Origin of the sequence: Thermosphaera sp. (genome assembly GCA_038827615.1) — an archaeon.
Taxonomy (GTDB): domain Archaea; phylum Thermoproteota; class Thermoprotei_A; order Sulfolobales; family Desulfurococcaceae; genus Thermosphaera.
The window spans coordinates 1-24,433 of the sequence record JAWBNK010000002.1 but is presented as its reverse complement, the minus strand read 5'-3'; the positions used below and the strand labels follow the sequence as shown (position 1 = coordinate 24,433).

Sequence of the window (24,433 nt, the reverse complement as noted above, 5' to 3'; positions counted from 1 at the left end):
GTAAGCTGACAAGTTATATTATTCGTGCAGGTTAAAATCATTTTGCGAATTAGTACCAAGTGTTGATGAACGGACTCGTTTTTGATTGCGAGTCCCGTGGAAACGCGTATTAATTTGCCCTGCTTCACGGGCATGCCGTAGATGTCTGACACGGATTATTTGAATTAGAAAGGGAGTTCACCACCGGGCTTCGAGAGCAGAGCCGACTCCCCGTATACGATGAGCTCTGAATAACTCACTCTCTTATCTCTCGCCCCTTCTTCAATAGCGTGTCCGCGTGAAATAGTATCACTAGGGCTGTGAAGACCGTCAGCGCGAAGGGATAGCTCTCGTTGAAAACCCTGGTTTTCTCCACTAGCAGCGTGCACTCCAGCCCTATTCTCCCCGTTGCAAGCTCTTTCTCAGGGTTGAGCGTTACGTTCTCCACAGGGTATAGGATCAAAGTTTGCCTTGTCTTGAAAGAATCGCATCCCTCGAACCCGCCCATCAACACGGTGTAGCAGAGCTGGCACTGGTAGCTCGTGTAGACTAGTTGTGTATTCTCATATTGGCTCACTCCTATCGCGGCAGCGGAGATTGACAAGTAGGCTAGGGTTGAGACCAGGACGACCACGATTACAGTATATACTGTTTTAGGAATCCCCGTCCAAGCCTTCCCCTTGCGAACCCCTATTGCATACCCTGTTGCGAACGACAATGCCACCGCCAGGATAACTGTGGAAACCATTAAGCCCTGCTCCTGGATGCCCAGTAGAGCATGCAAGCCCGCGTAAACTATCGCGAGCCATAAGCATGAAACGTTAACGCGTCTAACACTCCCGAGGATTTTAACAAACCCTGAGAACCCGGGGCGCCCAGAGGATGCCGCGAGACCCCACAGGGCTGCAACACCTCCCCCCATCCCCGTGACAACCGTCTTAACCCTGCCTGCTTGAAGCATCCAGAGGGATTCGTAGAGGAGGAACAAGGCTGAGCCGGCCAGCAGAGTGGCGAGCAAGACCCTGGTCTTGAAGAAGCCTGAGGCAATCCTCGAAGCCAGGTACAGGAAAAACGAGTCGACGATCAGGAGCAGTATTGACTTGTAAGCGAAGAAGGAGGCAAAGAGCTCAAGCCAGCAGTCGAGGGACACGAGGCAGTAGGGGGTGAGGAGAAACGAGTAGTACCACCCCGTGTTAACAGCGAGAAAAGCCACTCCCCCGATACCCAGTAAAACCAGTGAAGCGCCTGCCGGGAAGAAACTTTCCGAGTCCAAGCTTCAACACATTTAAGAGAATGAGCATCTCCGCTTATAATCAGTCTCGTATGACTCTACATCATGTTCAACGACTAAAAATATCGAGCACGATGCATCTAAGTCGAACTTAGATTGGTGAGATGTAAATCACGTCAAATTGTGACTGACAAATTCTATTCTCAAATGGGAATTCAAACTTTACCATATTGCTTCAGAAGCGGCTTGGTTTAAAGCATGTATGATAGATCTATGGAAGAGGAAAGAATGAAATCCATTGTCAACGGAGTTGTGCGAGCAGTTAAGGAATTAATTGAGTCTCTGCTATTCTCGCTAGTTCTTGGAGCATTATTTAGGATCTTGCTTGGTAAGATCGGCGTTATCATATATCTAATACTGAGTGTTATATCCTCTATCGAAATCGTTGAAAGAATGAAATACTGGCCCATAGGGTATCTAGCGGGCTACTTGTTAGCAGAAATGTATATTGTAAAAGCTATGCCTGATCCACTAGAGATCCTTATCTTTTCAGTAGGATTGATTTTCCTATTCATCAAGCTCTGGAATAATGTGTTTTAGGCAGTATTCGGCTGGGAAAGCGAGGAGTATTGAGTAGGGTTTCACTTTTCGAGTATTGGAGTGTGTTGAAGCAATGGATTGAATGTTTGGTATGGTGGGATTATGGGAAAAAACTATATTTGGATTTCAGGCTTCCATTTCCCCTCCTTCTGTCGTTTCAAGCCCAGTAGCCAGACGATTACTCCAATGATCATGAATATTATGAAGGCGTACCAGCCGCTCACTGGCATTGTAAGGGAGGATCCTACGGCTATCCACAGGGACATTAGGAATCCGATCGCCAGGGATAAGACGCCGCCTGGCGCCACGTAATCCCTGGGCTTATCCTTATTCCTCCTCCTAAGTATCCACCAGTCTACCATTACCACCATGTAGAGTATTCCAGCCGCTACGCACGAGATCGCGTAGACGTATGCTACCCACTCCACTGGTGTGAACGCGACCAGCAGTAGTGAGAGTCCGAAGACTATTAAATTGGCTATCCATGGTTGCCCGTACTTGTTGGTTTTCAACAAGTCCTTGGGCAGGAAGCCCAGTTGGGCGAAGCCGTAGAGGGCTCTCGCTGAGGAGAGCCAGAACCCAGCCATTGTCGAGAATGCGTGCAGGAACCCCGCCACTATTGCAATGTATATTAGAATCGCGGGTAGGCTGTACATTTCAACGATCCTTGGCTCAGGCAGGTCCATCCCAGCGATGCTGTCCCAAGGAGCCATTCCAGCCATTGCTATCGATGCGAAAGTGTAGAGTAGCGCGGGTATTATTAGCGAGAGTGCAACAGGCTTCCAGAACTCCCTCCTCGGGAACTTCACCTCCTCCGCGAACACTGGCGCGAACTCGAACCCTATGAACTTTAAAACCAAGACCGCCATGGCCAGCATTGCCCCGGAGACGCCGTTCGGGAACCAGCCTCCCGCCCTTGTTATGTTGTCCATTGACCAGTGTCCGCTGAAGTAGAATGCCAGCCCTACTATGATGGCCGTGGCGATCATCGTCACGAAGACTATGTTCGCCAGCTTTCCAACAAACCCTATCCTATACATGCTAAGTATCAACCAGATGACGAGCAGTATGATCGTGAGCATTTTCACAGTGTTAAAATCCTCTATCCCGTAGAAGTATTTTATGATCGATGCCCATATGAAAACCATCAGCGGAGGCTCTATTACTTGAACCAGGAAGAACATCCAGTGGGTCCAGAAGGCTGCAGACCCTCCTAATGCTTTGTAAGTGAACGCCAAGGGGCCGGCGGCGTAGGGGTATAACGCCGTCAGCTCAGCTATCGCCAAGCCCACCGGCAGTAGTAGAATCGCTATCGGGATGAACAGCAGACCATTACCCGCACCCGTCAGGCTGAACCAGTATGGAGCTTCGGCAAGCCATCCCCCTATCACGGCTCCAGCGGTGAGAGATATCATCTCGAAGATTCCCAGTTCTCTCCTAAGCCTCTCCTTGGACTCAACCATGGCCGTTACCTCTCGGACAAGTCCCTTATTACCTCGTCAGTGGATACGACTTTGCCGTAGATCTGGTTCAATATCCTCAGCTCCATCTCATGAATCTCTTGGGATATCGCGCCCGTAGCGTCTTCGACGATGTAGACTGTGAAGCCCCAGTCGGATAGGTCTCTCACGCTGCTCGCCACGCACTGGTCGGTGAATATTCCCGCGACCACGACGTGCTCGATCTTCATCCACCGGAGGATGTGCCCGAGGGATGTACCGTTCAACGCGCTATCAGTTGTCTTATAAACTACTACTTCATCCTCCTTCGGCTTCAACTCGTCCACAAGCTCCTGCGGGGTTGTGCCGATCTTCAGCAGAGTGTAGTTTCAGCCCGGCCTAGCCTGGGTCGGAGACCTGTCCCTGCCGTCGGCTCTCTGGTTCCCTATGGTTGCAAACGTTACTGCCAACGACTTCTCCCTGAAGAAGTCCAACAGTCTCTTAGCATTGGGGATGACGGTCTTAGTCAGCCTCTCGTACAAGTATGGATTGTTGAATTTGTCCCTCAACTCGACCGCTATGTTAACGTAGTGTTTCTGGATATCGATTATCAATAATGCTGTGGATTCGGGAGCAGGCTTCATCTTCTCCCAGAAGTCTCCCTCAGGATAGTACACGTAATAGGGGTTTTGGAATCTTCGAAACGTTGGTACCTGGGTAGGCGAGAAGGATTTACCCGTTTACCCCACCGTGGAGGGGTATCGAGGCGCTTGTATAAAAATGGATAATATAACTTTTTCACGTTGAGGCCGAGCGTCGCGTGTTGAATTGTGAAGGGTCACGCTCGAATCCTCGTGGACTGGCGTAATGATCAGGTGTGACCACGCTGAATCCGCGTTAAACCTGTAAAGTTAAATCCGAGTGTTGCAGAGTATGTTAATGGGTTATTCCCTTGAAGCCTATTGGTGTTGTCTCAAGCGGTTCCACCGTGCTGTATGCTCCTATTCAAGTCTTCAAGGCCAGTGAGGCTGATGCTAGGGAGGAGTCCCTGGTAGTCATCAAGGATTCCTCTAGGGGCGCCGAGTACTTGGGGGTTTTGAGGAACCTGAGGATGAACGACCCGTTGCTCATACACTCTCAGAGGTCGAGCATCATCGACAACCCGGAGCTCGCTAGGATGGGGGTTGAAGTGGTCTTCGAGAACTCCTACGTCAGGATCCTGGGGGAAGTGGTTAACGGGGCTGTCCAGCCTGCTTCGAGACCGCCCACCCCGAGGAGCATTGTCGAGCTTGTTGAAGACCCGGGGGACGTGTCCCTGAGGCTTGGCGATGGATTGGTCGTGGGGAGGCACAAGTACAGCGGGCTTGAAATCCCAATGGACCCGAGGGCTCTCAACTACCACATCGGGGTCGTAGGGGCTACCGGCACGGGGAAGTCCAGGCTCGTCCTAGCCTTGATCAACGAGGTGCTGGCTAAGACGGACTGGAGGATCATAGTCTTCGACCACTCGGGGCTCGACTACGCCCCATTCTCCAGGGAGAGGGTTGTGGATGGGTCGAGCCTGCTGCTCGACGCGGAGGTAATAAGCTCCTACATCGGCAGGCTCTCAGGGCTCGGAGAGGACGACGAGTTCATATACCTCGGCGTCTTGGCGCACGTTCTGCTGAACAGCCGCTACGCAGCCCCGCAGCAACAGCCCAGGGGGCTGGGCGACCACTTCGACGTAGTGAAGGAGTTGTTGAGGGAGGTTGACCGGGTTGGAGACCTGGAGGACGTCTTGAAGAACGTGAAGTGGAGTGTGGAGGGAGTGGCCAGGGCTGTTTCAGACATCATAACCAGGCTCCGGGAGAGGGATGTTGAGAGAGCTAGGATGAAGTACGAGGCTAAGCTCAAGCTCTACTGCAGGAAGTATGTCGAGGCCTTGAACGAGAGGAGGCTCGGCTTCAAGGAACTGATGAAGCAGGCTTGGGAGCAGAGGCTGATCGTCGTCGACCTGAGCAGGATTGAGCAGGAGGAGAAGCGGTTCACCGTCTCATCAGTGCTGAAGAAGCTGTGGGACATGGTGGACGAGAGGAGAGAGCCCGTGAACACCCTCGTAGTCATCGATGAAGCACACAACTACGCATGCTACAACGCGTGCAGCCCCAGCAGCGATTTGATAGAAAGGTCTGCTAGGGAGGGGAGGAAGTGGGGCATCGGGCTGGTCCTCGTAAGCCAGAGGATAATCGACTTCTCGCCCGATACCAGGAACAACATCAACACGTTCTTCTTCAGCAGGCTCCAAACCCCCGGCGACCTCCAGAACCTGCAGGGCGTCCTAGACCTGGGCGGCATAGGCTACGAGAACCTCGCCATCCTGGGTCAGAAGGAGTTCTTCTTCGCCGGGCTCGGCAACCCGCTGAAGTACCCCGTGCTACTCCAGGTGAAGCAGGTTGGAGGGTAGCGGGGAGCGCGAGCCGGGAGTCGCGCCAGAGCTGTTGAGCAGGGACATAGACCGGGTCGTGGAGGAGATATATGCTCACGTGGTTAAGCTGAAGGCTGTACGCGGGCTCTCCGAGGGCCTGAGGGCGAGCGGGCTGGTGGGGAGGGCTGGGCTCGGGAGGCCCTGCTGCTTCTACGCAGTGGACTCGAGCTTCACGGCTCCGCCGATAGAGATCGCCGGGGGCTACCTCGGAGTCATACAGGTGGCGGAGCTGGTCTCAGGGGGTTCTTGCACCGGGTCTCACAGGCTGAGGGCTTACGTGGAGTATCATCCGAACAGGGATTTAACAAGCGTCAAGGCAAGGCTGTATGAGAGGATGGCCCTCCTCCACGCTCTCGAAGCCAGGAGGAGGGGCGCGGCGGGCTTCGACGTAGCCTTGATAGACGGCGGCCTCCTCTACAGGGGCGGCCTCGAGGAGTACTCGTACCTCAGCCCCGAGGAGTCCAGGGTTGTAGACGAAGTAGCCTCGCTGACGGTTAGGGCTTTTGAGACGGCCTGGGATACCAACACCCCGCTGGTAGGCGTGTTGAAGCGCAGCTACTCGAGGGATCTCGCGGCTCTTCACGGGCTGCGGGGGGTAGGCTTGAGCGACAGGGTCCTCATGACGATGATCCTTGAGGAAGGCGAGTACCATGTCGCAGGAGACTACGTGTCGATCCTGAGGGGTTTGAAGAGCGTTTTCGAAAAGCTTGAGGACGAGGAGGGTGAGGAGGCGTCGCTGCTTAGAAGCAGGATCCAGTGGCTTGAAAGCATAGTCAACAGGTATAAGGTGAGAGTGGCTGAGAGGGTTAAAATAGTCTTCTACAAGCCCCGATCCCCGAGATCCCTGGCGGTGAAGGCGGAGGTCTACGAGCCCCGGGGCTGGAGGATTTCCGAGGTGGTTGAAGCCTTAATGGGCTCAACGGGCAGCACGGGCTTCCCAATACCGCTCGACTACGTGGACCAGATGGCATCGATCACCCCGGCCGTCAGGCAGCTTGTATACGACCTGGTTAAGTCGAAGCTCTCGGCGAGGGATGCGGAGCTGGCTGAGATCCTCATGAAGCTCGTGAACCCTCAGAAGCCGGCTTGACGCCTTGTTCAGCCCGCAGCGCGGGGGACTCCTGGACCGCTACTCGATCAGCGCTAGGAATACGTCGTTAACGTTGGTTCCAGTGTACCCGGTCACTATGGCCCTGTTGATCCTGGCGAAGAATCCGTAGCTGTCGTTATTGTCAAGGCTCTCCCATGGATCCAGCCCCTCCCTCAGCGCTTCATCAACAGTCCCCCCGTCAACCACTGCGCCCGTGGCTGGGCTCACCCCGTCCACCCCGTCCGTGGCGAAGCATGCGGCGGCCGCGCCCGGCACGCCCCTCAACGATATCGCGAGGGATAGGCACAGCTCCTGGTTCCTCCCGCCGATCCCCTTGCCCCTAACGGTTACCACCGTCTCGCCTCCCGCGAGGAGGGCGGCGGGCTTCTCAACAGGCTTATCGTAAACCCTTATGTTCTTGATAATAGATGCTAAAACTCTCCCAACCTCCCTTGCCTCTCCCTCCAGCATCGAGGTCAGGAGCAGGGTCCTATACCCCATGTTCTCGAGGGCTTCCTGAAGCTTCTGCAACACTATCTGGTTGCTCAGGACGAGGTGGTTTTCAACCCTCTTGAAAGCGGGGTGGTCGGGCTTCAAAGTGTCCTCGACCAGCCCTTTCAACCCCTTCTCGAACAGCTCTCTGACGCTCGCTGGGACTGCTTCCAGCAAGGCCTTCCTAGCTAGAACCCTGTAGGCGTCCTCGAAGCTCGTGGGGTCCGGCGCCGTGGGGCCTGAAGCTATGATGCTGAGGTCATCCCCCACTACATCGCTCACGATCAGGGACACGATCCTAGAGGCTTTAACATGCTTCAACAGCTTACCTCCCTTCACCATTGAGAGCCTCTTCCTAACAGTGTTGAGCTCGTGAATAGTAGCACCCTTCTTCATCAGCTCCCTCGACACGGCTGATAAGTCCTCGAGCGAGACGCCCTCCTCCGGGACCTCGAAGAGGGCTGACCCTCCCCCAGATATCAGGACGATCAGGGTGTCTTCTTCGCTGACCGTCTTCAAGTAATCCAGTAGCTTCACCGATGATTTCAGGGTGTTTTGCCCGGGAGACGGGTGGTCTCCCTTCAACACTTCAACAGGGCCAACCCGCCCCGGCTCGCCGGGATGTATCACCACGCCCCCGGATAACAACTCCCCCAGCACGCTGTAAACGGCCTCAGCCATCCTCACGGATGCCTTGCCGAAGCCTACTACGTGGACCCGCCTCCCCAGCTCAATCCTGCTGTCCTTGACTATGAGCGTTCTCCCCTTCAACTCCATGCTGGATGCTACTGCGTTGTAAGGGTCTGCTACCTGGAGGGCGTACTCGACGAGCTGGATCAAGCGTTCATGCCTATGATCCCTTGCGAGCACGTCTTTATTCTTTATCATTCAACAACCTCCAAGCTCGGCCGGGCTCCTGTTGACATAATCATGCTAAACCTCTATAAAGATTGACAATGCTTATATGCTTGAACCGCTTTAACTAGACATGTTAATAGGTGGCTGAGTCAATATGGATGGATTAATGGTCCTATTGACACTAGTCATTGCAATATTAATAATGATATACCTCACTGGAAAAGTAAAGGTCAACGCGTTCCTCGTCCTCCTGGGAATCGCTATGTTCACCGGGCTGGTCTCAGGGCTGGGCCCGGTCAAGACGGCTCAGACGATCGCGGATGGGTTCGGCGCCACCCTGAGGTCGATAGGCATAGTGATAGCGCTTGGAACAATCATCGGCTACATTCTAGAGAGAACCGGGGGAGCCCTGTCGATGGCTGAAGCCCTGCTGAAGCTTGTCGGCAGGAAGAGGGTTCCGGAGGCCATGACTTCCATCGGCTTCGTGATATCGATTCCAGTGTTCTGCGACTCAGGCTTCATCATCATAAACCCGCTGAACAAGGCTTTGACCAAGGCTGTTGGGTTGTCGATGGCTACCACGGCTATAGCATTGTCGACTGGATTGTACGCGACGCACACCCTGGTCCCCCCGACGCCCGGCCCCATAGCGGCTGCGGGCAACCTGGGCGCTGACCTAGGGCTGGTAATATTGTTCGGAATAATAGCGGCCGTCCCAGCCGCTTTCGCCGGCCTCTTGTACGCCAAGTACATTGGCAGCAAGATATACGTTGAACCCCCCAAGGTCGAAGCAGACTACGAGGAGCTGAAGAAGAAGTATGGATCCCTGCCGCCAGCCTCCAGGGCTTTCTTATCGCTACTAGTTCCAATAGTCTTGATAGTGTTGAAGTCGATAGCTGAGTTCCCCAGCAAGCCCTTCGGTCAGGGACTCCACGTGGACGTCGTGAGGTTCCTGGGAGACCCTATAATAGCCTTGTTCATCGGAATGCTGGTATCGTTCACTTTGATCAAGAAGCTGGATGAAACCGTTTACGGGCCGGAGGGCTGGATCGGCGAAGCTTTGAAGGATGCGTCGATAATCATCCTGATAACGGGTGCTGGAGGATCATTTGGCGCAGTGATAAGGGCTACTGGAATTGGAGACTACATAGGGTCAGTCGTTAGTCAAACCGGCGGGGGAGCAATCATCGGATTGCTCCTAGCATTCGGCATAGCTGCCTTGCTGAAGACGGCTCAGGGATCATCGACAGTCTCTTTAATCACGACTTCAGCGATCATGGCTTCGCTGCTCCCCGTGTTCGGGTTGTCGTCTCAGATGGGAAGAGTCTTAACGACGCTCGCGATAGGCGCCGGCTCAATGGTCGTGAGCCACGCTAACGATAGCTACTTCTGGGTTGTCACACTGTTCTCCGGGATGACGCCGACTCAGGGATTCAAGACTCAGACTCTCGCGACGCTTGTAGAGGGATTGGTAGCTATTGCAGCCGTCCTAGTCCTATCCTTCTTCCTCATATAGCTCAAACTTTTTTCTACTCTCTACTCAACCCTTTACCTCCCAGCAGCGATCGCGGATCCTCCGCGGGCGCCTTTCCATCCCGCGTCAAGGCTAAAACCCCCTCCCGTCAAAGAATGAAAGGGGTGGTTGATTGCCGAGCCCCTTCGAATGCGCGTGCTTCCTCGAAGTCGTTGGAACGAGGAGTAGTGTCAGATGGTTTAAACAAGACCCAATACCACGCGAGGCGCTGGAGAAGGTTCTCGAAGCCGGTGTTAGAGCTCCCACAGCCTCCGGCGGGGAGCAGTGGTTCTTCATTCTAGTTGAAGACGATGAGAAGAGGATCAGGCTGCACGAGCTACTGGGGAAGGTGCACGAGCTCTACGCGAGAAGAGTCCTCAAGACGCCGCTGTCGGAGCAGTCTGTCTCGAAATGGATTGGGAGGATCCAGCAGGGAATGTACCTGGCCCCGGTGTACGTGGCGGCTTACATAGACATGCGGAGGAGGCTCTACAGCGAGGAGTACTCGGACTACGAGAGGCTAATGGCTGTTCAATCCCTTTCAGCGGCGCTCGAGAACATGATCCTCGCGGCATGGTCCATGGGGATTGGCTCCGTGTGGCTCGGAGTCCCCCTTTTAATGAGGAAAGAGTTCGACGACCTCCTCCAGCCACCGCCTGGCTGCGAGCTGCAGGCCATCATAGCCTTCGGGTATCCCGCTGAGGAGCCCAGGCCCCGCCCCAGGAGGAATTTGAAGGATGTCTCGGCGACGAGGTAGCTTCGAGCAGGGTGATCCTCAGCTGAGACAGGTTTTCTCATCCGCTGCGTCGAGCCCGTTTTAATCATCATCACTATGATATAGGGTTTAAACGGGTTATTAAGGACCCCTAGTCGATCCAGTCCTTGGAGTCTATCTTCTCCGGGATGTAGTTGTCCGCGAGGAACTTCAACCCCTTGCTCGCCATCGCCTCGATCTCGAGCTTGCTCAGGGTCTTGAAGAATATGCAGAGCTCCCTCACCCACTCGGGCGTGCGGAACCAGGGATAACCCGTCAACCCCTCCTTCCTCTTCTTCACCTTGCTCTTCAACTCGCCTTCATCCATGCAGACGTCGGCTACGTCGAAGCCCACTAGTTCAACAGCTCTCTCGATGTCCTTCTGCTTGGCCTTGATGATGTAGTTCTTCCTCTCCTTCTCGTCGAGGTAGGGTTTCTTGGCTTCGAGCCTGCTCAGCGCTGACCTGGGTACGCCCGGGAAGCCCTTGTCCATCCTACCCAGTATCTCGGAGAAGGGCGCGTCCCCGAACACGTCGGACATCATGACGCCTATGAACTTGGCGCCGGGTGTCGCGAGCCTCTCGCTCTCGTAGGATAGAGTTATGCTGCCTATCTTGAACACGCTGTATATGTAGAACCCGTAGGGGTCTGAGTCGGCGAGAATGTACACTGGGAGCTTCAGCTCCTCGTTAAGCCTCCTGACGAACCTCCTGGTAGCCCTGTCGGGTTGCCCGGCGCTCGTGACGAGGATGGCTTTGTTCTTCTTCCAGAACCCGTACCTGTGGAGCTGCTGGAAGACAGCGTCCTTCTCCACCACGAGCACGTATTCAGCGTCTACGTCCTTGAACTCTATCAGGTCGGGGGTGGGCTCGATAGAGTATGCTCCGTGGCCCATCCTGCTCAAGTCTATCGTGTCGTCGCCGCTCCTTATCACGAGGTTGCCGACGACTTTCCCCTTCTCCTTGCTCAGGATCAAGAGCTCCTCCCGAAGAACGTTTAGGAAAACCTCGAGATCCCTTATCACGCTGTCCGACTCCTTCTGCTCCTCCCAGCTGTTCTCGTGGACGATCTTCCCGTCTATATCCCGGTAGCTGATGGTGTGCTTGCCCCTGTAGTATAGATCACGTATCGTGGGGTACTCGTTGTTCACCAGGGACTCGTATATGATCGAAGCCATCAGCATCGTCTGCATGAACTTCCTCGCCTCGTTGACATCGGTGAAGCTCCTCTTCTGGGTCTCCGGGCCGAGGAGGAGGAGCTTGTGCCTGTAGTCGTATATGGTGTTGGACAGGGTTCTCTTAGGCATCACTAGGACGGGGCGCTCCCCCTTGAGTATTAGCTGCGAGATCTCGACGAACCTCTTCTTCATCAGCTCGCTAGCGCGCCTCCTCGCCTCTACGTCGGCCTTCGTAACCATTCACACCACCACCTTAAACGCCTATCTCGACTGTTTGAACACTCTTCGAGACCTCCTCGAGGGGGATGCCCGCCCTCTTAGCAACTATTTCAACGAGCTTATCCTTCAGCAGCTCCTGGTTTATCCCGTTCTCCCCCTGCACTATCGTGTGGAGGCTCCTGGCTATCTCCGGGATGTATTTCGCGAGAACCACTACTCTCTTCTTAACCTCCTCCTCCTTGGCCTTCCTGACCAGGTAGATCTTGAGCTTCCTCAAAACCTCCATCAACGCGAGCCTTATCTCCCTCCTTATCTCCGGGACGTCCGCGATGCTCTCCTTGCCTACTCCTTTAAACGGTATCTTGGTGCTGCAGACGTGGACGAGGACCACGATTGGCGAGGGGAAGGATATGGTGTAGTTGCTCCAGTTGATGTCCTCTTTTATCACGAACGTGGTTACATCGCTCCCCTCATCGTAGAGCAGCGGTATCTTGTTAGCGTACCTGAGGATGACCGGCTTATCCACCTCGCTTAGAGGAGTCCCGCCGCCGTATGCTACTCCCGCCTCCACCACGAAGGGGTGTCCATGGTACACCTGGGGCCTCCTAGTCACGGCTTCAACGAACTCGGGCTTGAACATTCTCGACAAGCCCGCTATGATTATCTCCCTCCCCAGGGGCGAGATGGACTTGGCCGACGGGGGCCTCAGCCCCTCGTAGGTCTTAATAGTGTTGACGATCCTCAGCAGGTCGTCCTCGCTCAGCTCCCCCACAGGCTTCGCGGGGTCGACCCCCGCTTTCGCCAACACTTCGCCGGCGGTCGTCTCCCCCACGCTCTGAAAGCTCTTGATCAGCAAGTCCTTGATCGCTGAGGAAGGGTCGGAATCCCTCAGCTGCTTCATCAGCTCGAGGTCGACGCCGAAGGGGTGGGGCTTGACCTCCATGGGCGGCCTCGGCAGGATGCTTATGGTCCTGGGGTAGTAGACTATCTCGCCCTCCGGGGTTATGAACAATATGTTAGCGTAGGGGGTGAGGACGACTGAGCGCGTCAAGTACTCCATGATCTTGGGCTTAGACCTGGCCCAGTCGCCCTCAAGCGTTATCGAGACTATTGTTCCATGCCAGTCCCTCGACTTCCTCCAGCTCCCCTTCTCGAGTATTACGGGCTCGTTCTTGTTCACGTCGATCCTGAGCTTGAAGTAGTAGATCCTCTTGAACCCCTGCTTGCTCGTTATCACCTCCACGGGCCTCCCAGTGGTCATTTGACCGTATAGTACCGCCATTTTAACGCCCAGCCCGTACATTCCACGGGTCTGCTTCAACACGTACTTGCTGCTGAACAGTACTTTCCCGAAAGCGTTCGGGACCACGTCCGGGGGCAACCCTATCCCGTTGTCCTCGACAGTGACCCTGTAGTACTCCTGCATCTCGTCGACCCTTTTGATCACTATTTTAACATCGGGGAGTATTCCGTGAGCATCGGTAGCGTCCAACGCGTTCTCGTACAGCTCTCTAACCGTTTGATACAGCGCTCTCACGGGGTTCGAGAAGCCTGCGATCTCCCTGTACTTGTAGAAGAACTCGGCGGGGCTTATCGCTCTGTATTTTTCAACGTTCTCGACGCTGTTCGACATTTTAGACAAACCTCCCAAAACCCTTAAATCCTGATCTATTATCCAGGTAATAGTCTTTTAAACCAGGGCATTTTTGAGGCTTGAATCCGCGGCCGCGGCGGGAAACACTTTCACCCCTCCCACTCCTCCCCGGGCTTAAATCCTTTTACACGGCGAATTCTTTCAACCAGCCAGTATTAACTGGTGCTGGACCGTGAAGGCCGTCTCAAGCCTCGTTGCGACAGCCCTGTTGCTGGCCTTAACCATTGCGGGAGGTATAATGCTGTACAACTACGTCTACAGCTACTTGTCAGGCGGCGCGAGGAGCGGTGGGGTTGAAATAGTCTACGCTGCACTATACGATTACGGCTCGACCCGCGAACTATACGCTGAAGTATTGAACACGGGGCTGAAGCCCGTGAAGATTGATAGAGTAGTCCTCGTCCAGAACGGGAGCGTGATATACAGCGTGCAGGTGGACTCTGCCGTGATACCGCCGGGAGGGAAGACGTCGATAGCAGTGGGCAATATAACCTTAACCAGCATAGACCCCGCTAAGCCTCTCTACGTGAGAGTCTACTATGATGGGGAACCCTCAAAGCTCTACGAAGTATTAAAGTAGTTTGAGAGAGGTCTAGGGATGTTTAAAACTAGATCTTTTTTCACACTCCTCAAAACCCTCCCGATCACCCCTCTTCTTCGACAGCGCAGTCAAGGCTTCGGGAAGGACTCCCTGATGGTCGTGAAGAACATCGTCGAAGAATACCAGTCGGGATATGTTGTCGAAAACCCTGTTGAAGGATTAATTATCGAGGAGTACGAGCTCCCGTTCAGCGTTAAGACTAGAATAGTTAGAAACAGCAACGTGCTCCAATACGCTGTAGAGGAGCCTCCTATCCCGGCTGACGGTCTCGAAGAAGTGTGCAGGCTGATCCTAGAGCTCGAGTCCCGTAGAGTAGCGGAGTATGGAGAGGGCCTCAGTGCAGGCGTACTCTACAGTTACTCGAAAATAGCCAGCGGGTACGGCCCCCTGTATCCTTTCACGCTGGACGAGAGGGTTGAGGAGATCAGCCTGGACAAGAGGACTCGCAGGGTCCACGTGATCCACAGGGCCTACAGCTGGTATGGCTGGCTGCCCACCAACGTCTCGGTGAGGGATGATCTCATCGACAAGCTGGTGCTCTCCCTGGCAAGGAGGTCTGGGAAACACATCTCCCTCCAAACACCTATTGCCGAGGGCCTGACCCGGGAGGGGTTGAGGGTTAGCCTGACCTTTGGGGGAGAGGTCTCGAGGGCTGGAAGCAGCATCGTGGTTCGGAGGAGACCCGGCTCCCCGCTGACTATTACCAGACTGCTCAGCGAGAGAGTCTTGTCGAGCACGGTGGCCTCATACCTGTGGCTGATTCTTGAGAACAAGGGCTGGATCATAGTGGCGGGGGGAGTTGGCGCGGGGAAGACAACGCTTCTCCAAGCCCTCTTAACCCTCATACCTCCGTCAAGGAGGGTCGTGTCGATCGAGGACACCCCTGAGCTGAACGGTTCCACGGGGCTCTGGGACCCCCTCGTGGAGAGAACACCTGCCGACAGGAACGGAGGGAGCATAACCTCCTACGACCTGCTGAGGTTCGCGCTGAGGAGGAGGCCGGACTACATAGTGGTTGGCGAGGTTAGAGGGGTTGAGGCAAGGTTGCTTGTCCAGGCCTCGAGGCTCGGCCACGGGGTTTTGACAACTATTCACGCGGATAACCCCCGGTCCGTGTTGGAGAGGCTGGCGGCTCCCCCGATCTCGATTCCCAGGGCTCTTTTAAAGAACATTTCAGCGATTGTTCACGTTGTCAACCAGCAAGGAGTTAGGAGGGTATCATCGGTCAGCGAGGTGGACTGGAACTCCCAGGTCTCAGAGCTCTGCGCATCCTGGGAGGATTGCTTTAAGCTGAGCCCGCGGGTCATCGCCTCAGCTTCGAGGAAGCTCCGCGGGGTTGTGGATGGGTCGGAGCTGATCGCTGAGCTCGAGAAGAGGGCTGACTTCCTCGAGGAAAACACTAGGAGGGGGGTTTTCAACCACTCCATCCTCTCCGAGAAGCTGTTGGACTTCTACTTCGGCAAGTACTCATGGGGTTTAACGGGTGGTAGTGCTTGACAATCCTTCACGGTGGAGGGAAAAGCCTCGGAGAAGAGTTCCTGGACTTCCTCACCATCCTCTCATCCTTCGAATACTCGGGCTTGAAGATGATGGACTTGTTCGAGCAGGCTGCACAGGGAAGAGTCGTCTTGCCGGAGGCCTTCACCCGCTTGTCCAGGCTCTACGTCTTCCTGGAGAAGGCTTCGGGAGACCCCTACACATCCCTCAAGAACTTATCCTCCACGGTTTCCTCGACCCAGGTGTCTAAGTTTCTCAGAGAGTATGGTGAAGTACTCGTCTCCTCCGGCAATACTCAAGCCCTGGTTGAGAGATACCTGGAGGAGGAGCTTGAGAAGCACCGCGCCAGGATATCGAGCCTTGTTTCACAGCTAGATGCCTTCTACGAGGGGTTTTTAATAATGATTCTCAGCGTCACAGTCCTCGCCGTTATACCGGGAGGGTTCGTGAACCCTCTTGCATCGGCAGTCTCGATCGCGGGGGCCGGGCTCGTGGGCTACTGGATCGCCTCGAGAATATCCGACGCCCTCCTCGCCCCTAGGACTGCCCCGGGGGTTGCAGGAGATCTCGCGGTGATAGCTCTCTCACCGGTAGTGTTCACCGGTATCCCAGGAGTATTCATCCACTTCTCCACCGCTCTTATCCTCTACCTGCTCCTGAGGGAGAGAGTTAGGAGGGTAGTGTTGGAGGAGGCTGAAGCAGTCTTCACGGCCGGGGAGGTGGCGGCGAGCCTAGCCCTCGGCACTCCTGTTGATGCTTCAAGCGTTCAGAGGCTGAGGAGCTCGAGCATTCTCGCGTACAGGGCTCTGGGGCTAGCTCTTCTAAACGGGTTTAACGCTTCGAGAATGCTGGCTTCTACGAGCCTGCCGAGGCTCTCAAGGAAGGCTCTGAGCCTGCTTCTCGCCCCCGTCGAGTATACTGGCCTAGCAGCGCCGCTGGCCTCCAGCGTCGGCAGGCTCCTCAGGCATGTCGCGGAAGCTAGGAAGTGGTGTCTCGAGAGGTCCAGAGTCTACTTCTTCTACGCCGTCTTCACAGTCGCCGTGATGTTTCTAACGGCACTGTTGATCGAGAGCTCGGCCCTGTCCTTCAGGCTTCCCAGGGAGACGGTGGCTTCAATACTCTACGCCAGCGTCTCGGCGTCGATCACTGTTGCATCCGTGGTTGAGAGCGGGGGGTTATTCTACTCTGGTAGAAACGTGGCTGTTTTACTGGGGCTTGGGCTACTAGTGTACTTTTCCCCGACTATCCTTTGACAACTCCTATCGGGCGCATTTTAACGACCATCCTGGCTATTCCAACCTTGTGGGCCGTCAACACGACCTTGTCGACGTCCTTGTATGCTCCGGGGGCCTCCTCGCTGATCACTCTCCTCGTAGCCGCCCTTATGACAACGCCCTTCCTGGATAGTTCGTCAGTTACTCTATCGGGGCTGTAAGACCTGATCGCCTCGTTCCTGCTCAGCCATCTTCCAGCGCCGTGGGGGGCGCTGTGCCATGTCCTTGCACCATCGGAAGTGCCCACTAATATGTAGCTCGCAGTGCCCATGCTCCCGGGGATGAGGACTGGTTGCCCTATCGACTGGTAGTCTGAGGGGATGTCGGGGTGTCCGGGCGGGAATGCCCTGGTCGCGCCCTTCCTGTGGACCACGACCCTGTACTTTACGCCGTCGACCACGTGCTCCTCGACCTTGGCGATGTTGTGGGCGACGTCGTATATGATCTCGAGCCCAAGGCTCTCCGGGGCCTGCTTGAAAACCTGCCTGAAGCTCTCCCTGACCCAGTGGGTTATTATCTGCCTGTTGGTCCAGGCGAAGTTGGCCGCGGCGGCCATCGCTTTAAAGTAGTCCTGGCCCTCGGGCGACGCGAAGGGTACTGCCGCGAGCTCCCTGTCGGGCACGCTTATCCCGTACCTGCGCATAGCCCTCTCCATCGCGACCAGGTAGTCGCTGGCGACCTGGTGCCCGAGGCCCCTGCTCCCGGTGTGGATCATGAGGGTTACCTGCCCCACGTGGGTTATCCCCATCGCCTTGGCGATGCCGGGGTCGTAGATCTCATCGACAACCTGTATCTCGAGGAAGTGGTTTCCAGCTCCGAGGGTCCCGAGCTGCTCGTGCCCCCTCTGCTTAGCCACCCTGCTCACCTTGCCCGCGTCGGCTCCCTTCATGCTCCCCTTCTCCTCGATGTGCTCGAGATCCCTCTCCCACCCGAAGCCGTGCTCCACGGCCCACTTCACGCCGTGGTTCAACACCTCGTCTAGGTCGCTGATGCTGAGGCGCAGGTGTCCCGTGGAGCCCACGCCGCTCGGCACGTTCCTGAACAAAGCATCAACGAGATCCCTTATCCTATTCCTAACGTCCTCCTCGCTCAAATTAGTCCTTAAAACCCTGACCCCGCAGTTTATATCGTAGCCCACGCCCCCGGGGCTTATGACTCCCTCGTCGACGTCGAAGCCTGCTACTCCCCCTATTGGGAAGCCGTAGCCCTGGTGCCCGTCGGGCATCACGTACGAGTACAGCCTTATCCCGGGGAGGCATGCAACGTTCGCAGCCTGCTCGAGGGTGAGGTCTCCCTCCATCTTCTCGAGCAGGTGTTCGTCCGCGAAAACGATCGCGTCGGTCTTCATGCAGGGCTTGTACGAGCGGGGTATCCTCCACTCGTAGTTGTTAATCTTCTCGAGCAGTGTCCTAGGCATAGAAACAACCTCTCGAGGCTTCTTACCTTGATTTAAGAATATACTGGATTATAAAACTGTGAACGCCTAGCCGGGCCGCGCGAGCTTGTCGGCCAGCTCCTCCAGCTTAACCGACTCCTGAACCCCCGTGGCCATGTCCTTGACTGTAGCGGATTTCTCGGCCAGCTCCCTCTCCCCTATTATCACTACCTTGTCGAACCCTTTCTTGCTCGCCAGCTTCAAGGCTTTGGAGAGGGAATCCGTCCTGAGGACGTATGCTGCGACGTTGCTGTTCACGAGGGTTTTCGCAACCCTGTGGCCGTGTTCGAGCGGGATGTTCTTGACGAGCACGATCATCACGGACCTCTTCCTCACGGGCTTGAAGCTCTTGGAGAGGACCAGGGCTATCCTGTCGAGCCCTAGGGCGAGCCCTGTGGAGTATTCGAACCCGCCCCCGTAGACGGTTGTCAACCCGTCGTAGCGTCCCCCTCCCCCCACGCTCGCGTCGATGCCTCCCGCCTTGTACTCGAAGATCAGCCCCGTGTAGTATGCGAGACCCCTTACCAGCCTGGGGTTGTACTCCGCCCTGTAGCCGAGGCTCTCCAGCGACTCTATGAACTCCACGGTCCTCGAGTGCTCGCTCAGCACGCGCTCGTATGCTTCGCCGAGGGCTTTTTTCAAATCCCTCACTACGTCTTCAACCTGGCTCAGCCGTGAATCCAGGATCGCTGCGAACAGCGCGGCGTTCTCCCCGCCCGCTCTCGACGAGAGCTCCCTGAGGGCTTCTCCAACCCTCTCCTTGTCGATTAAGTGTAGTATGTGGTCCTGGGCTTCTTGATCCAAGCCCATGCTCGACATCACTGCTCTGTGGAGCGCGACGTTCCCGACCACGTAGTAGTGGCTGAGTCCGGCCTTCTCGAGGAACGCGCTGGCCGCGGAGGCGGCGGAGAGGTCTGCGTTGACGTCCGGGTCTCCTATGACCTCCAGCCCCGCCTGCCAGAACTCCCTGTACCTGGCTTGCTGGGGTTCCTCGTACCTGAAGCACTGGGCCACGTAGTAGAGCCTCAGGGGCTTCGGCTCGCTCCTGAGGTGCTTCAAGTAGGCTCTCACGACGCTCGCTGTTACCTCGGGCCTCAGGGCTAGGAGCCTGCCCGCCTTGTCCTGGAACACGTACATTGAGTTCTTGATCTCCTCGCCGCTCTTGGCCTCGAAGAGCTTGAAGTACTCTATGGTAGGGGTTATGATGGGTGTGAAGCCTGATAGGCGGGCCGTCTCCCTGAACGTATCGGCTAGGTGTTCGTGGAGCAGTGCTTCCTCCCCGGTTAAATCCCTTGTTCCCCGTGGAGGGTTTAAGTAGTCGTTGCTCATCTACTCCACCACCGGGTTTATCCTTGATACTTCGTAGTATGTTAGGTCTCCCTGCAGGCTGACTACGGCGAAGACTGTTTCGAGCGAGTTGCTCCTGGCTGCTTCAACGTAGCTCATCAGCTCGCTGGTTTTCTCGAGGTGTTTCTCCTCCAGCACGTAGACCAGCTTCATGCCCCCCTGCTTGTCCCTTACGAGGAAGCTGTTTCTTCCAACTGGTTTGACTCTTCTCCCCCTGTCTCTAAGGTCCTTGTATACTGTGAGCATTGGCCAGAAGAACTCGGCGAAGCATTCTTGGTGCAGGCTTACGAGCTGGTTTAGGTCGGAGGCTGCTCCCCTCGTGCTCGATACTTGGATCTTCTCGCTGAGGAGGAGGTAGGCTGTCTCCACCAGGCTGAGGACGAGGCCCTGCTCCCCTCTCCTCCCGAACCACTTGGCCTCGAGCTCGCCGGCTCCCTCCTCCTTGACGATGCTGGTGCACGTGTCCTCGTCGAAGGTTGCCGCGGTCCCCTGTTGCATCTCGACCCCCGTGGTTTTTGAATGGGGTTTCACGTTTATATTGCTACTAGGGGATCATATTTTGCTCGGTGTGTTCATGGGTATTCCTTACCCGGTGAGGGTTAGAGCCGTCTGGTGGGATGAGTCCTCGAGGAGGGTTTGCTGGATTAACACTCTCAAGCTCCCTCACTCCGAGGAGGTTGAGTGCAGCAGCGACCCGGTGAGGGTTGCTAAGGCGATAATTGACTTGGAGATAAGGGGTGCGCCGGCGATAGGTGTGGCTGCGGCGCTCGCCGTGGCGGCTTATGCTTGGAGCCTGGTGAGCGAGCCCCGGGATGTTTTCTACTCCAGGGTTCTCGAGGCTGTTTCGCTCCTCTGGCGTACTCGTCCCACGGCTCACAACCTCTTCCACGCCTTGGCCAGGGTTAGAAGGGTTTTATCCGAGTCGATGAGCAGGGGGCTGGGGCCTGTTGAAGCCGCTGGCGCCGTTGCCGACGAGGCCCTCAGGGTGTTGAGCGAAGATGTTTACTCGAACCTCTTGATCGGCGAGCACGGCTCACAGCTGGTCCCCGACGGTGCTACGATACTCACTCACTGCAACGCTGGAGCCCTCGCCACCTCGGCCCTCGGCACGGCTCACGCGGTGATAAGGGTCGCGTGGTATAAGGGGAAGAGGGTCAGGGTCATCGCTACTGAGACCCGCCCCGTCCTCCAGGGGGCTAGGCTCACGGTGTGGGAGCTGTCGAAGGAGGGGATCCCCGTCACCCTGGTGACGGACAACGCTGCCGGGTTCCTTCTGAGGAGGGGGATGGTCGACCTAGTCATCGTCGGCGCCGACAGGATCACGAGAGAAGGCTACGTCGTCAACAAGATTGGAACGTACATGATAGCTCTCGCAGCCAAGAGGAACAACATACCATTCTACGTGGCCGCCCCGTCGAGCACCATAGACTTGGAGAGCAACATAGACGACGTAGTCATAGAGGAGAGAAACCCCGGCGAGGTGAAATACGTAATGGGCAAGCTCATAACCCTGGAAGACGCTCCCGCCCTGAACTACGCCTTCGACATAACCGACCCAGACCTAGTCACAGCGATAATAACCGAGAAAGGAGTAATCCACCCCCCATTCCACGAAAACCTGAAGAAAACCCTGGAGAAATAACAAGCAAGCCAAGCATCCCCAATAAACTAAACACGAGCAAGAGCCTCCAAGAAATACGCGAAGACCATATAAACGAGCTTCCTCAAGCAACTAGTGAAGCCCCAACCGGTAGAGAACATCTTTCAATTTTTCTCTATTGTTTCATTTTTTTGAGACTAATAAGAGTCATACCCACCCGTGTCAACTTTCAATTTTTCTCTATTGTTTCGTACTTGTTAGTGCTAAAGCATTTCCCGCTTCAGTCGAAGACTTTCAATTTTTCTCTATTGTTTCGCCGCGTCAAAAGCTATATACCAAAACAAAAGAAATACTTTCAATTTTTCTCTATTGTTTCCATAGAGCTCTCACTAGCCACCGATTCGCAGTCTCTAACTTTCAATTTTTCTCTATTGTTTCAGTGATTGAGCGCAGAGTAGATCAAAATTACCAGATATACGTCTTTCAATTTTTCTCTATTGTTTCACGGTCAGGTTAACTACAGGCGGGACCTCCAGCGGATCACCAGGCTTTCAATTTTTCTCTATTGTTTCTGGCTTGATGGCTTGGATGAGGGTGTTGTTGCTGTTAGTGTCTTTCAATTTTTCTCTATTGTTTCCTCACGCTTCTACATATCTTGTTGTTTAGAACTAGATACTGGCTTTCAATTTTTCTCTATTGTTTCGAGAAGTCGCCTATGGTAAACGACCCCCTCAAGCGACAGCCTGTCTTTCAATTTTTCTCTATTGTTTCGGATATGGATAAACGATCGCCACCCGTTCAGGGACAAGATAGTGCTTTCAATTTTTCTCTATTGTTTCTTAATATCTAGGGTTGCAAACAACGGCCAGATCTTTGTCCCCGCTTTCAATTTTTCTCTATTGTTTCCAATAAACCCTAGGGTAAACAGGCGTGTCCAGGTAATATACTTCTTTCAATTTTTCTCTATTGTTTCGGGGATAGCCGACTATACTGAGTTCTTAAACGAATACACCTCTTTCAATTTTTCTCTATTGTTTCCGGTTTGACTGCTTCCATCAGTGAACCACGCGGTTATATTAACCTTTCAATTTTTCTCTATTGTTTCGTGAGGGCTAGTGAGCGAGAGGCGTGATGAGAAACTGCCCCCTTTCAATTTTTCTCTATTGTTTCATCTCGATCATAGTCGAGGGCAACAGATACTACAGCGTTAGCGCTTTCAATTTTTCTCTATTGTTTCTGAGGATCACGCTCTTGAGTGTTACTATCAAGAGGGGGATAAACTTTCAATTTTTCTCTATTGTTTCACCACTAGCCACTAAACCCTCTAAGGGCAGAGGCTCTGAGAACTTTCAATTTTTCTCTATTGTTTCAGCCTTGAACAATGTGAAGACTCGCCTTATTATGTAATAAACTTTCAATTTTTCTCTATTGTTTCTTTGTGTTTTTTTTTGTTTTTTTGTGTTTTTCTTGAAAAAACTTTCAATTTTTCTCTATTGTTTCATGGTCATGACCATCACCATTAGCATCATGTTCATCATTCTTTCAATTTTTCTCTATTGTTTCCATGATCGACACTTTATCAACAATAATGCTGATCGAGGGCTACTTTCAATTTTTCTCTATTGTTTCACTCACATTATCCTTCTCGTAAACTTCAGTCTTGAACGACTTTCAATTTTTCTCTATTGTTTCTGAGATACAGCGTGGTGTCGAAAAAGCTGAAGAAAATATCAGGAAGGCAATGACTTTCAATTTTTCTCTATTGTTTCCAAACAAGACCACGGTGTTCGATAAAGACAACTTCGTCCTCTTTCAATTTTTCTCTATTGTTTCCTTCAAAATAAGAGTATTCCAATTCTCGATGGGGGGTTATCTTTCAATTTTTCTCTATTGTTTCCGACTGTATAGACGCTGATTACGAGCCTGGTCTTTCCCTTTCAATTTTTCTCTATTGTTTCTCATTATACGTGGAAAACCGTTAAGCGAATACTATGATAGCGCTTTCAATTTTTCTCTATTGTTTCCCAGGCCTTGAGGAAGGCCCTCGCATACATCCGCGTAAGCCGTGCTTTCAATTTTTCTCTATTGTTTCCTGAGGCACCGTTCTAGTAGAAAATACATAGTCCTGTGCTTTCAATTTTTCTCTATTGTTTCAAAATACTTCTTGAGCTGTGTTATCTCGTACTGGTTGAGACTTTCAATTTTTCTCTATTGTTTCTTCATCTGCAAGGGAGACACAGCTACTGCGAAGGTTAAGGACCTTTCAATTTTTCTCTATTGTTTCACGCATCAAAACAGTTGCACACCCTTTTTTGTATAATAGCTTTCAATTTTTCTCTATTGTTTCAGTTTTATTTGACAAACTTCTGGCAACATCAACCCATCTTTCAATTTTTCTCTATTGTTTCAGAATGTATGAAGATATCATATATGTTAATATATATGATATTGCCTTTCAATTTTTCTCTATTGTTTCCCAGTTTCTAACCCCATATAGGGGGTACTTTTCGAAAAGCTTTCAATTTTTCTCTATTGTTTCAAGGAAATATTGCTCGACTTAGAGCTTGCAAAAGAGCTACTAGACTTTCAATTTTTCTCTATTGTTTCACGGCGAACCCTTGAGGCCCTCGGGCGATTGAGGAAGCACTTTCAATTTTTCTCTATTGTTTCACAGACTTGGGGCTGTTGATGCTGACGGCGGGGGTTGAACCTTTCAATTTTTCTCTATTGTTTCTTGAAGATATGGGGGCTTGACTCACGCCACGAAAAAACCTTTCAATTTTTCTCTATTGTTTCATACGGGGTTGGCACACTGTTATGGAGCATGATACAGATATCTTTCAATTTTTCTCTATTGTTTCCACCAACTACCTTGCTGTAGTTCTCTTCTTGCTTAGCACTCCCTTTCAATTTTTCTCTATTGTTTCATAAGCCCACTGGAATTCATTGAGGAGGTGAGAAAAAGTGAGCTTTCAATTTTTCTCTATTGTTTCTATTCCTTTATTTTTTAATTTATTCTCGAGGGTTTCGGCGACTTTCAATTTTTCTCTATTGTTTCCGGTCACATACGTCAAAGACTGCCAATATTTCAAAGATAACTTTCAATTTTTCTCTATTGTTTCTGTTTTTGGTTTTTGATTTGTTTATTTTGTTTTCCTCTATTTAAGTCTTTCCCCTGCCTCCTCTGTGGGCCCGGGTCCATGGGGTTG

At 53.4% G+C, this 24,433-nt stretch carries 19 protein-coding genes and 1 CRISPR repeat array; of the genes, 9 read left to right on the top strand and 10 right to left on the bottom strand.

Annotated features, from left to right (window positions below; translation table 11 throughout):
* Window positions 1-235: 235 nt before the first annotated feature.
* Entirely contained in the window at window positions 236-1,252 is a 1,017-nt protein-coding gene (locus tag QXH45_06420; protein MEM2078878.1) for a hypothetical protein, read from the bottom strand.
* 216 nt (window positions 1,253-1,468) lie between these two features.
* Here QXH45_06420 and QXH45_06415 point away from each other — a divergent pair, with 216 nt between their 5' ends.
* Window positions 1,469-1,810 carry a hypothetical protein gene (locus QXH45_06415; GenBank protein MEM2078877.1) on the top strand — a complete coding sequence of 114 codons (342 nt, stop codon included), beginning with the start codon at window positions 1,469-1,471 and terminating at the stop codon, window positions 1,808-1,810.
* A 113-nt stretch (window positions 1,811-1,923) separates the two neighbouring features.
* Here the strand turns inward: QXH45_06415 and QXH45_06410 are convergent, their stop codons facing one another.
* From QXH45_06410 to QXH45_06400, 3 genes are read right to left on the bottom strand one after another with little or no spacing between them, the layout of a single operon-like run.
* The gene (locus QXH45_06410; protein ID MEM2078876.1) at window positions 1,924-3,273 is read right to left on the bottom strand and encodes an APC family permease; all 1,350 of its coding nucleotides are present in this window, start codon (window positions 3,271-3,273) and stop codon (window positions 1,924-1,926) included.
* Between the two features lie 5 nt (window positions 3,274-3,278).
* Window positions 3,279-3,620, bottom strand: a complete 342-nt coding sequence (locus QXH45_06405; protein ID MEM2078875.1) for an isochorismatase family cysteine hydrolase — start codon at window positions 3,618-3,620, stop codon at window positions 3,279-3,281.
* 18 nt (window positions 3,621-3,638) lie between these two features.
* The gene (locus QXH45_06400) at window positions 3,639-3,926 is read right to left on the bottom strand and encodes a hypothetical protein (protein MEM2078874.1); all 288 of its coding nucleotides are present in this window, start codon (window positions 3,924-3,926) and stop codon (window positions 3,639-3,641) included.
* Between the two features lie 275 nt (window positions 3,927-4,201).
* On the opposite strand from QXH45_06400, the gene QXH45_06395 reads away from it, so the two are divergent.
* Together QXH45_06395 and QXH45_06390 are read left to right on the top strand one after the other, a co-directional pair.
* Entirely contained in the window at window positions 4,202-5,692 is a 1,491-nt protein-coding gene (locus QXH45_06395) for an ATP-binding protein (GenBank protein ID MEM2078873.1), read from the top strand.
* Window positions 5,693-5,870: 178 nt separating this feature from the next.
* The gene (locus QXH45_06390; protein MEM2078872.1) at window positions 5,871-6,803 is read left to right on the top strand and encodes a DNA double-strand break repair nuclease NurA; all 933 of its coding nucleotides are present in this window, start codon (window positions 5,871-5,873) and stop codon (window positions 6,801-6,803) included.
* Between the two features lie 39 nt (window positions 6,804-6,842).
* Here the strand turns inward: QXH45_06390 and QXH45_06385 are convergent, their stop codons facing one another.
* The gene (locus QXH45_06385) at window positions 6,843-8,183 is read right to left on the bottom strand and encodes a glycerate kinase (protein ID MEM2078871.1); all 1,341 of its coding nucleotides are present in this window, start codon (window positions 8,181-8,183) and stop codon (window positions 6,843-6,845) included.
* 124 nt (window positions 8,184-8,307) lie between these two features.
* On the opposite strand from QXH45_06385, the gene QXH45_06380 reads away from it, so the two are divergent.
* Together QXH45_06380 and QXH45_06375 are read left to right on the top strand one after the other, a co-directional pair.
* Entirely contained in the window at window positions 8,308-9,669 is a 1,362-nt protein-coding gene (locus QXH45_06380) for a GntP family permease (GenBank protein MEM2078870.1), read from the top strand.
* 130 nt (window positions 9,670-9,799) lie between these two features.
* Entirely contained in the window at window positions 9,800-10,423 is a 624-nt protein-coding gene (locus QXH45_06375; GenBank protein MEM2078869.1) for a nitroreductase family protein, read from the top strand.
* Between the two features lie 109 nt (window positions 10,424-10,532).
* Here QXH45_06375 and QXH45_06370 read toward each other — a convergent pair whose 3' ends face one another.
* Window positions 10,533-11,837, bottom strand: coding sequence for a DNA topoisomerase IV subunit A (locus tag QXH45_06370; GenBank protein ID MEM2078868.1), 1,305 nt, complete (start codon window positions 11,835-11,837; stop codon window positions 10,533-10,535).
* Window positions 11,838-11,850: 13 nt separating this feature from the next.
* Window positions 11,851-13,449 carry a DNA topoisomerase VI subunit B gene (locus QXH45_06365; GenBank protein MEM2078867.1) on the bottom strand — a complete coding sequence of 533 codons (1,599 nt, stop codon included), beginning with the start codon at window positions 13,447-13,449 and terminating at the stop codon, window positions 11,851-11,853.
* Between the two features lie 193 nt (window positions 13,450-13,642).
* Here QXH45_06365 and QXH45_06360 point away from each other — a divergent pair, with 193 nt between their 5' ends.
* From QXH45_06360 to QXH45_06350, 3 genes are read left to right on the top strand one after another with little or no spacing between them, the layout of a single operon-like run.
* Window positions 13,643-14,050 carry a hypothetical protein gene (locus QXH45_06360; GenBank protein ID MEM2078866.1) on the top strand — a complete coding sequence of 136 codons (408 nt, stop codon included), beginning with the start codon at window positions 13,643-13,645 and terminating at the stop codon, window positions 14,048-14,050.
* Window positions 14,051-14,068: 18 nt separating this feature from the next.
* On the top strand, window positions 14,069-15,568 hold the full coding sequence (locus QXH45_06355) for a type II/IV secretion system ATPase subunit (GenBank protein MEM2078865.1): 1,500 nt from the start codon (window positions 14,069-14,071) through the stop codon (window positions 15,566-15,568).
* A complete protein-coding gene (locus tag QXH45_06350) occupies window positions 15,565-16,821 on the top strand; it encodes a hypothetical protein (protein ID MEM2078864.1) in 1,257 nt (418 codons plus the stop codon). Before QXH45_06355 ends, QXH45_06350 begins: the two co-directional genes overlap by 4 nt.
* Here the strand turns inward: QXH45_06350 and QXH45_06345 are convergent.
* The 3 genes from QXH45_06345 to QXH45_06335 all read right to left on the bottom strand — a co-directional run bounded on the left by QXH45_06345 (window position 16,811) and on the right by QXH45_06335 (window position 20,122).
* Window positions 16,811-18,259, bottom strand: coding sequence for an RtcB family protein (locus tag QXH45_06345; GenBank protein MEM2078863.1), 1,449 nt, complete (start codon window positions 18,257-18,259; stop codon window positions 16,811-16,813). The two genes, QXH45_06350 and QXH45_06345, sit on opposite strands and share 11 nt — an antisense overlap.
* 66 nt (window positions 18,260-18,325) lie before the next feature.
* Window positions 18,326-19,606 carry a histidine--tRNA ligase gene (hisS, locus tag QXH45_06340; GenBank protein MEM2078862.1) on the bottom strand — a complete coding sequence of 427 codons (1,281 nt, stop codon included), beginning with the start codon at window positions 19,604-19,606 and terminating at the stop codon, window positions 18,326-18,328.
* Window positions 19,607-20,122 (bottom strand): endonuclease, encoded by a 516-nt coding sequence (locus tag QXH45_06335; GenBank protein MEM2078861.1) that lies wholly within the window; start codon window positions 20,120-20,122, stop codon window positions 19,607-19,609.
* Window positions 20,123-20,198: 76 nt separating this feature from the next.
* Here QXH45_06335 and mtnA point away from each other — a divergent pair, with 76 nt between their 5' ends.
* The gene (gene mtnA / locus QXH45_06330) at window positions 20,199-21,266 is read left to right on the top strand and encodes an S-methyl-5-thioribose-1-phosphate isomerase (protein MEM2078860.1); all 1,068 of its coding nucleotides are present in this window, start codon (window positions 20,199-20,201) and stop codon (window positions 21,264-21,266) included.
* A gap of 119 nt (window positions 21,267-21,385) precedes the next feature.
* A CRISPR array of direct repeats spans window positions 21,386-24,346; the repeat unit is 24 nt; unit sequence CTTTCAATTTTTCTCTATTGTTTC.
* Window positions 24,347-24,433: the final 87 nt, after the last annotated feature.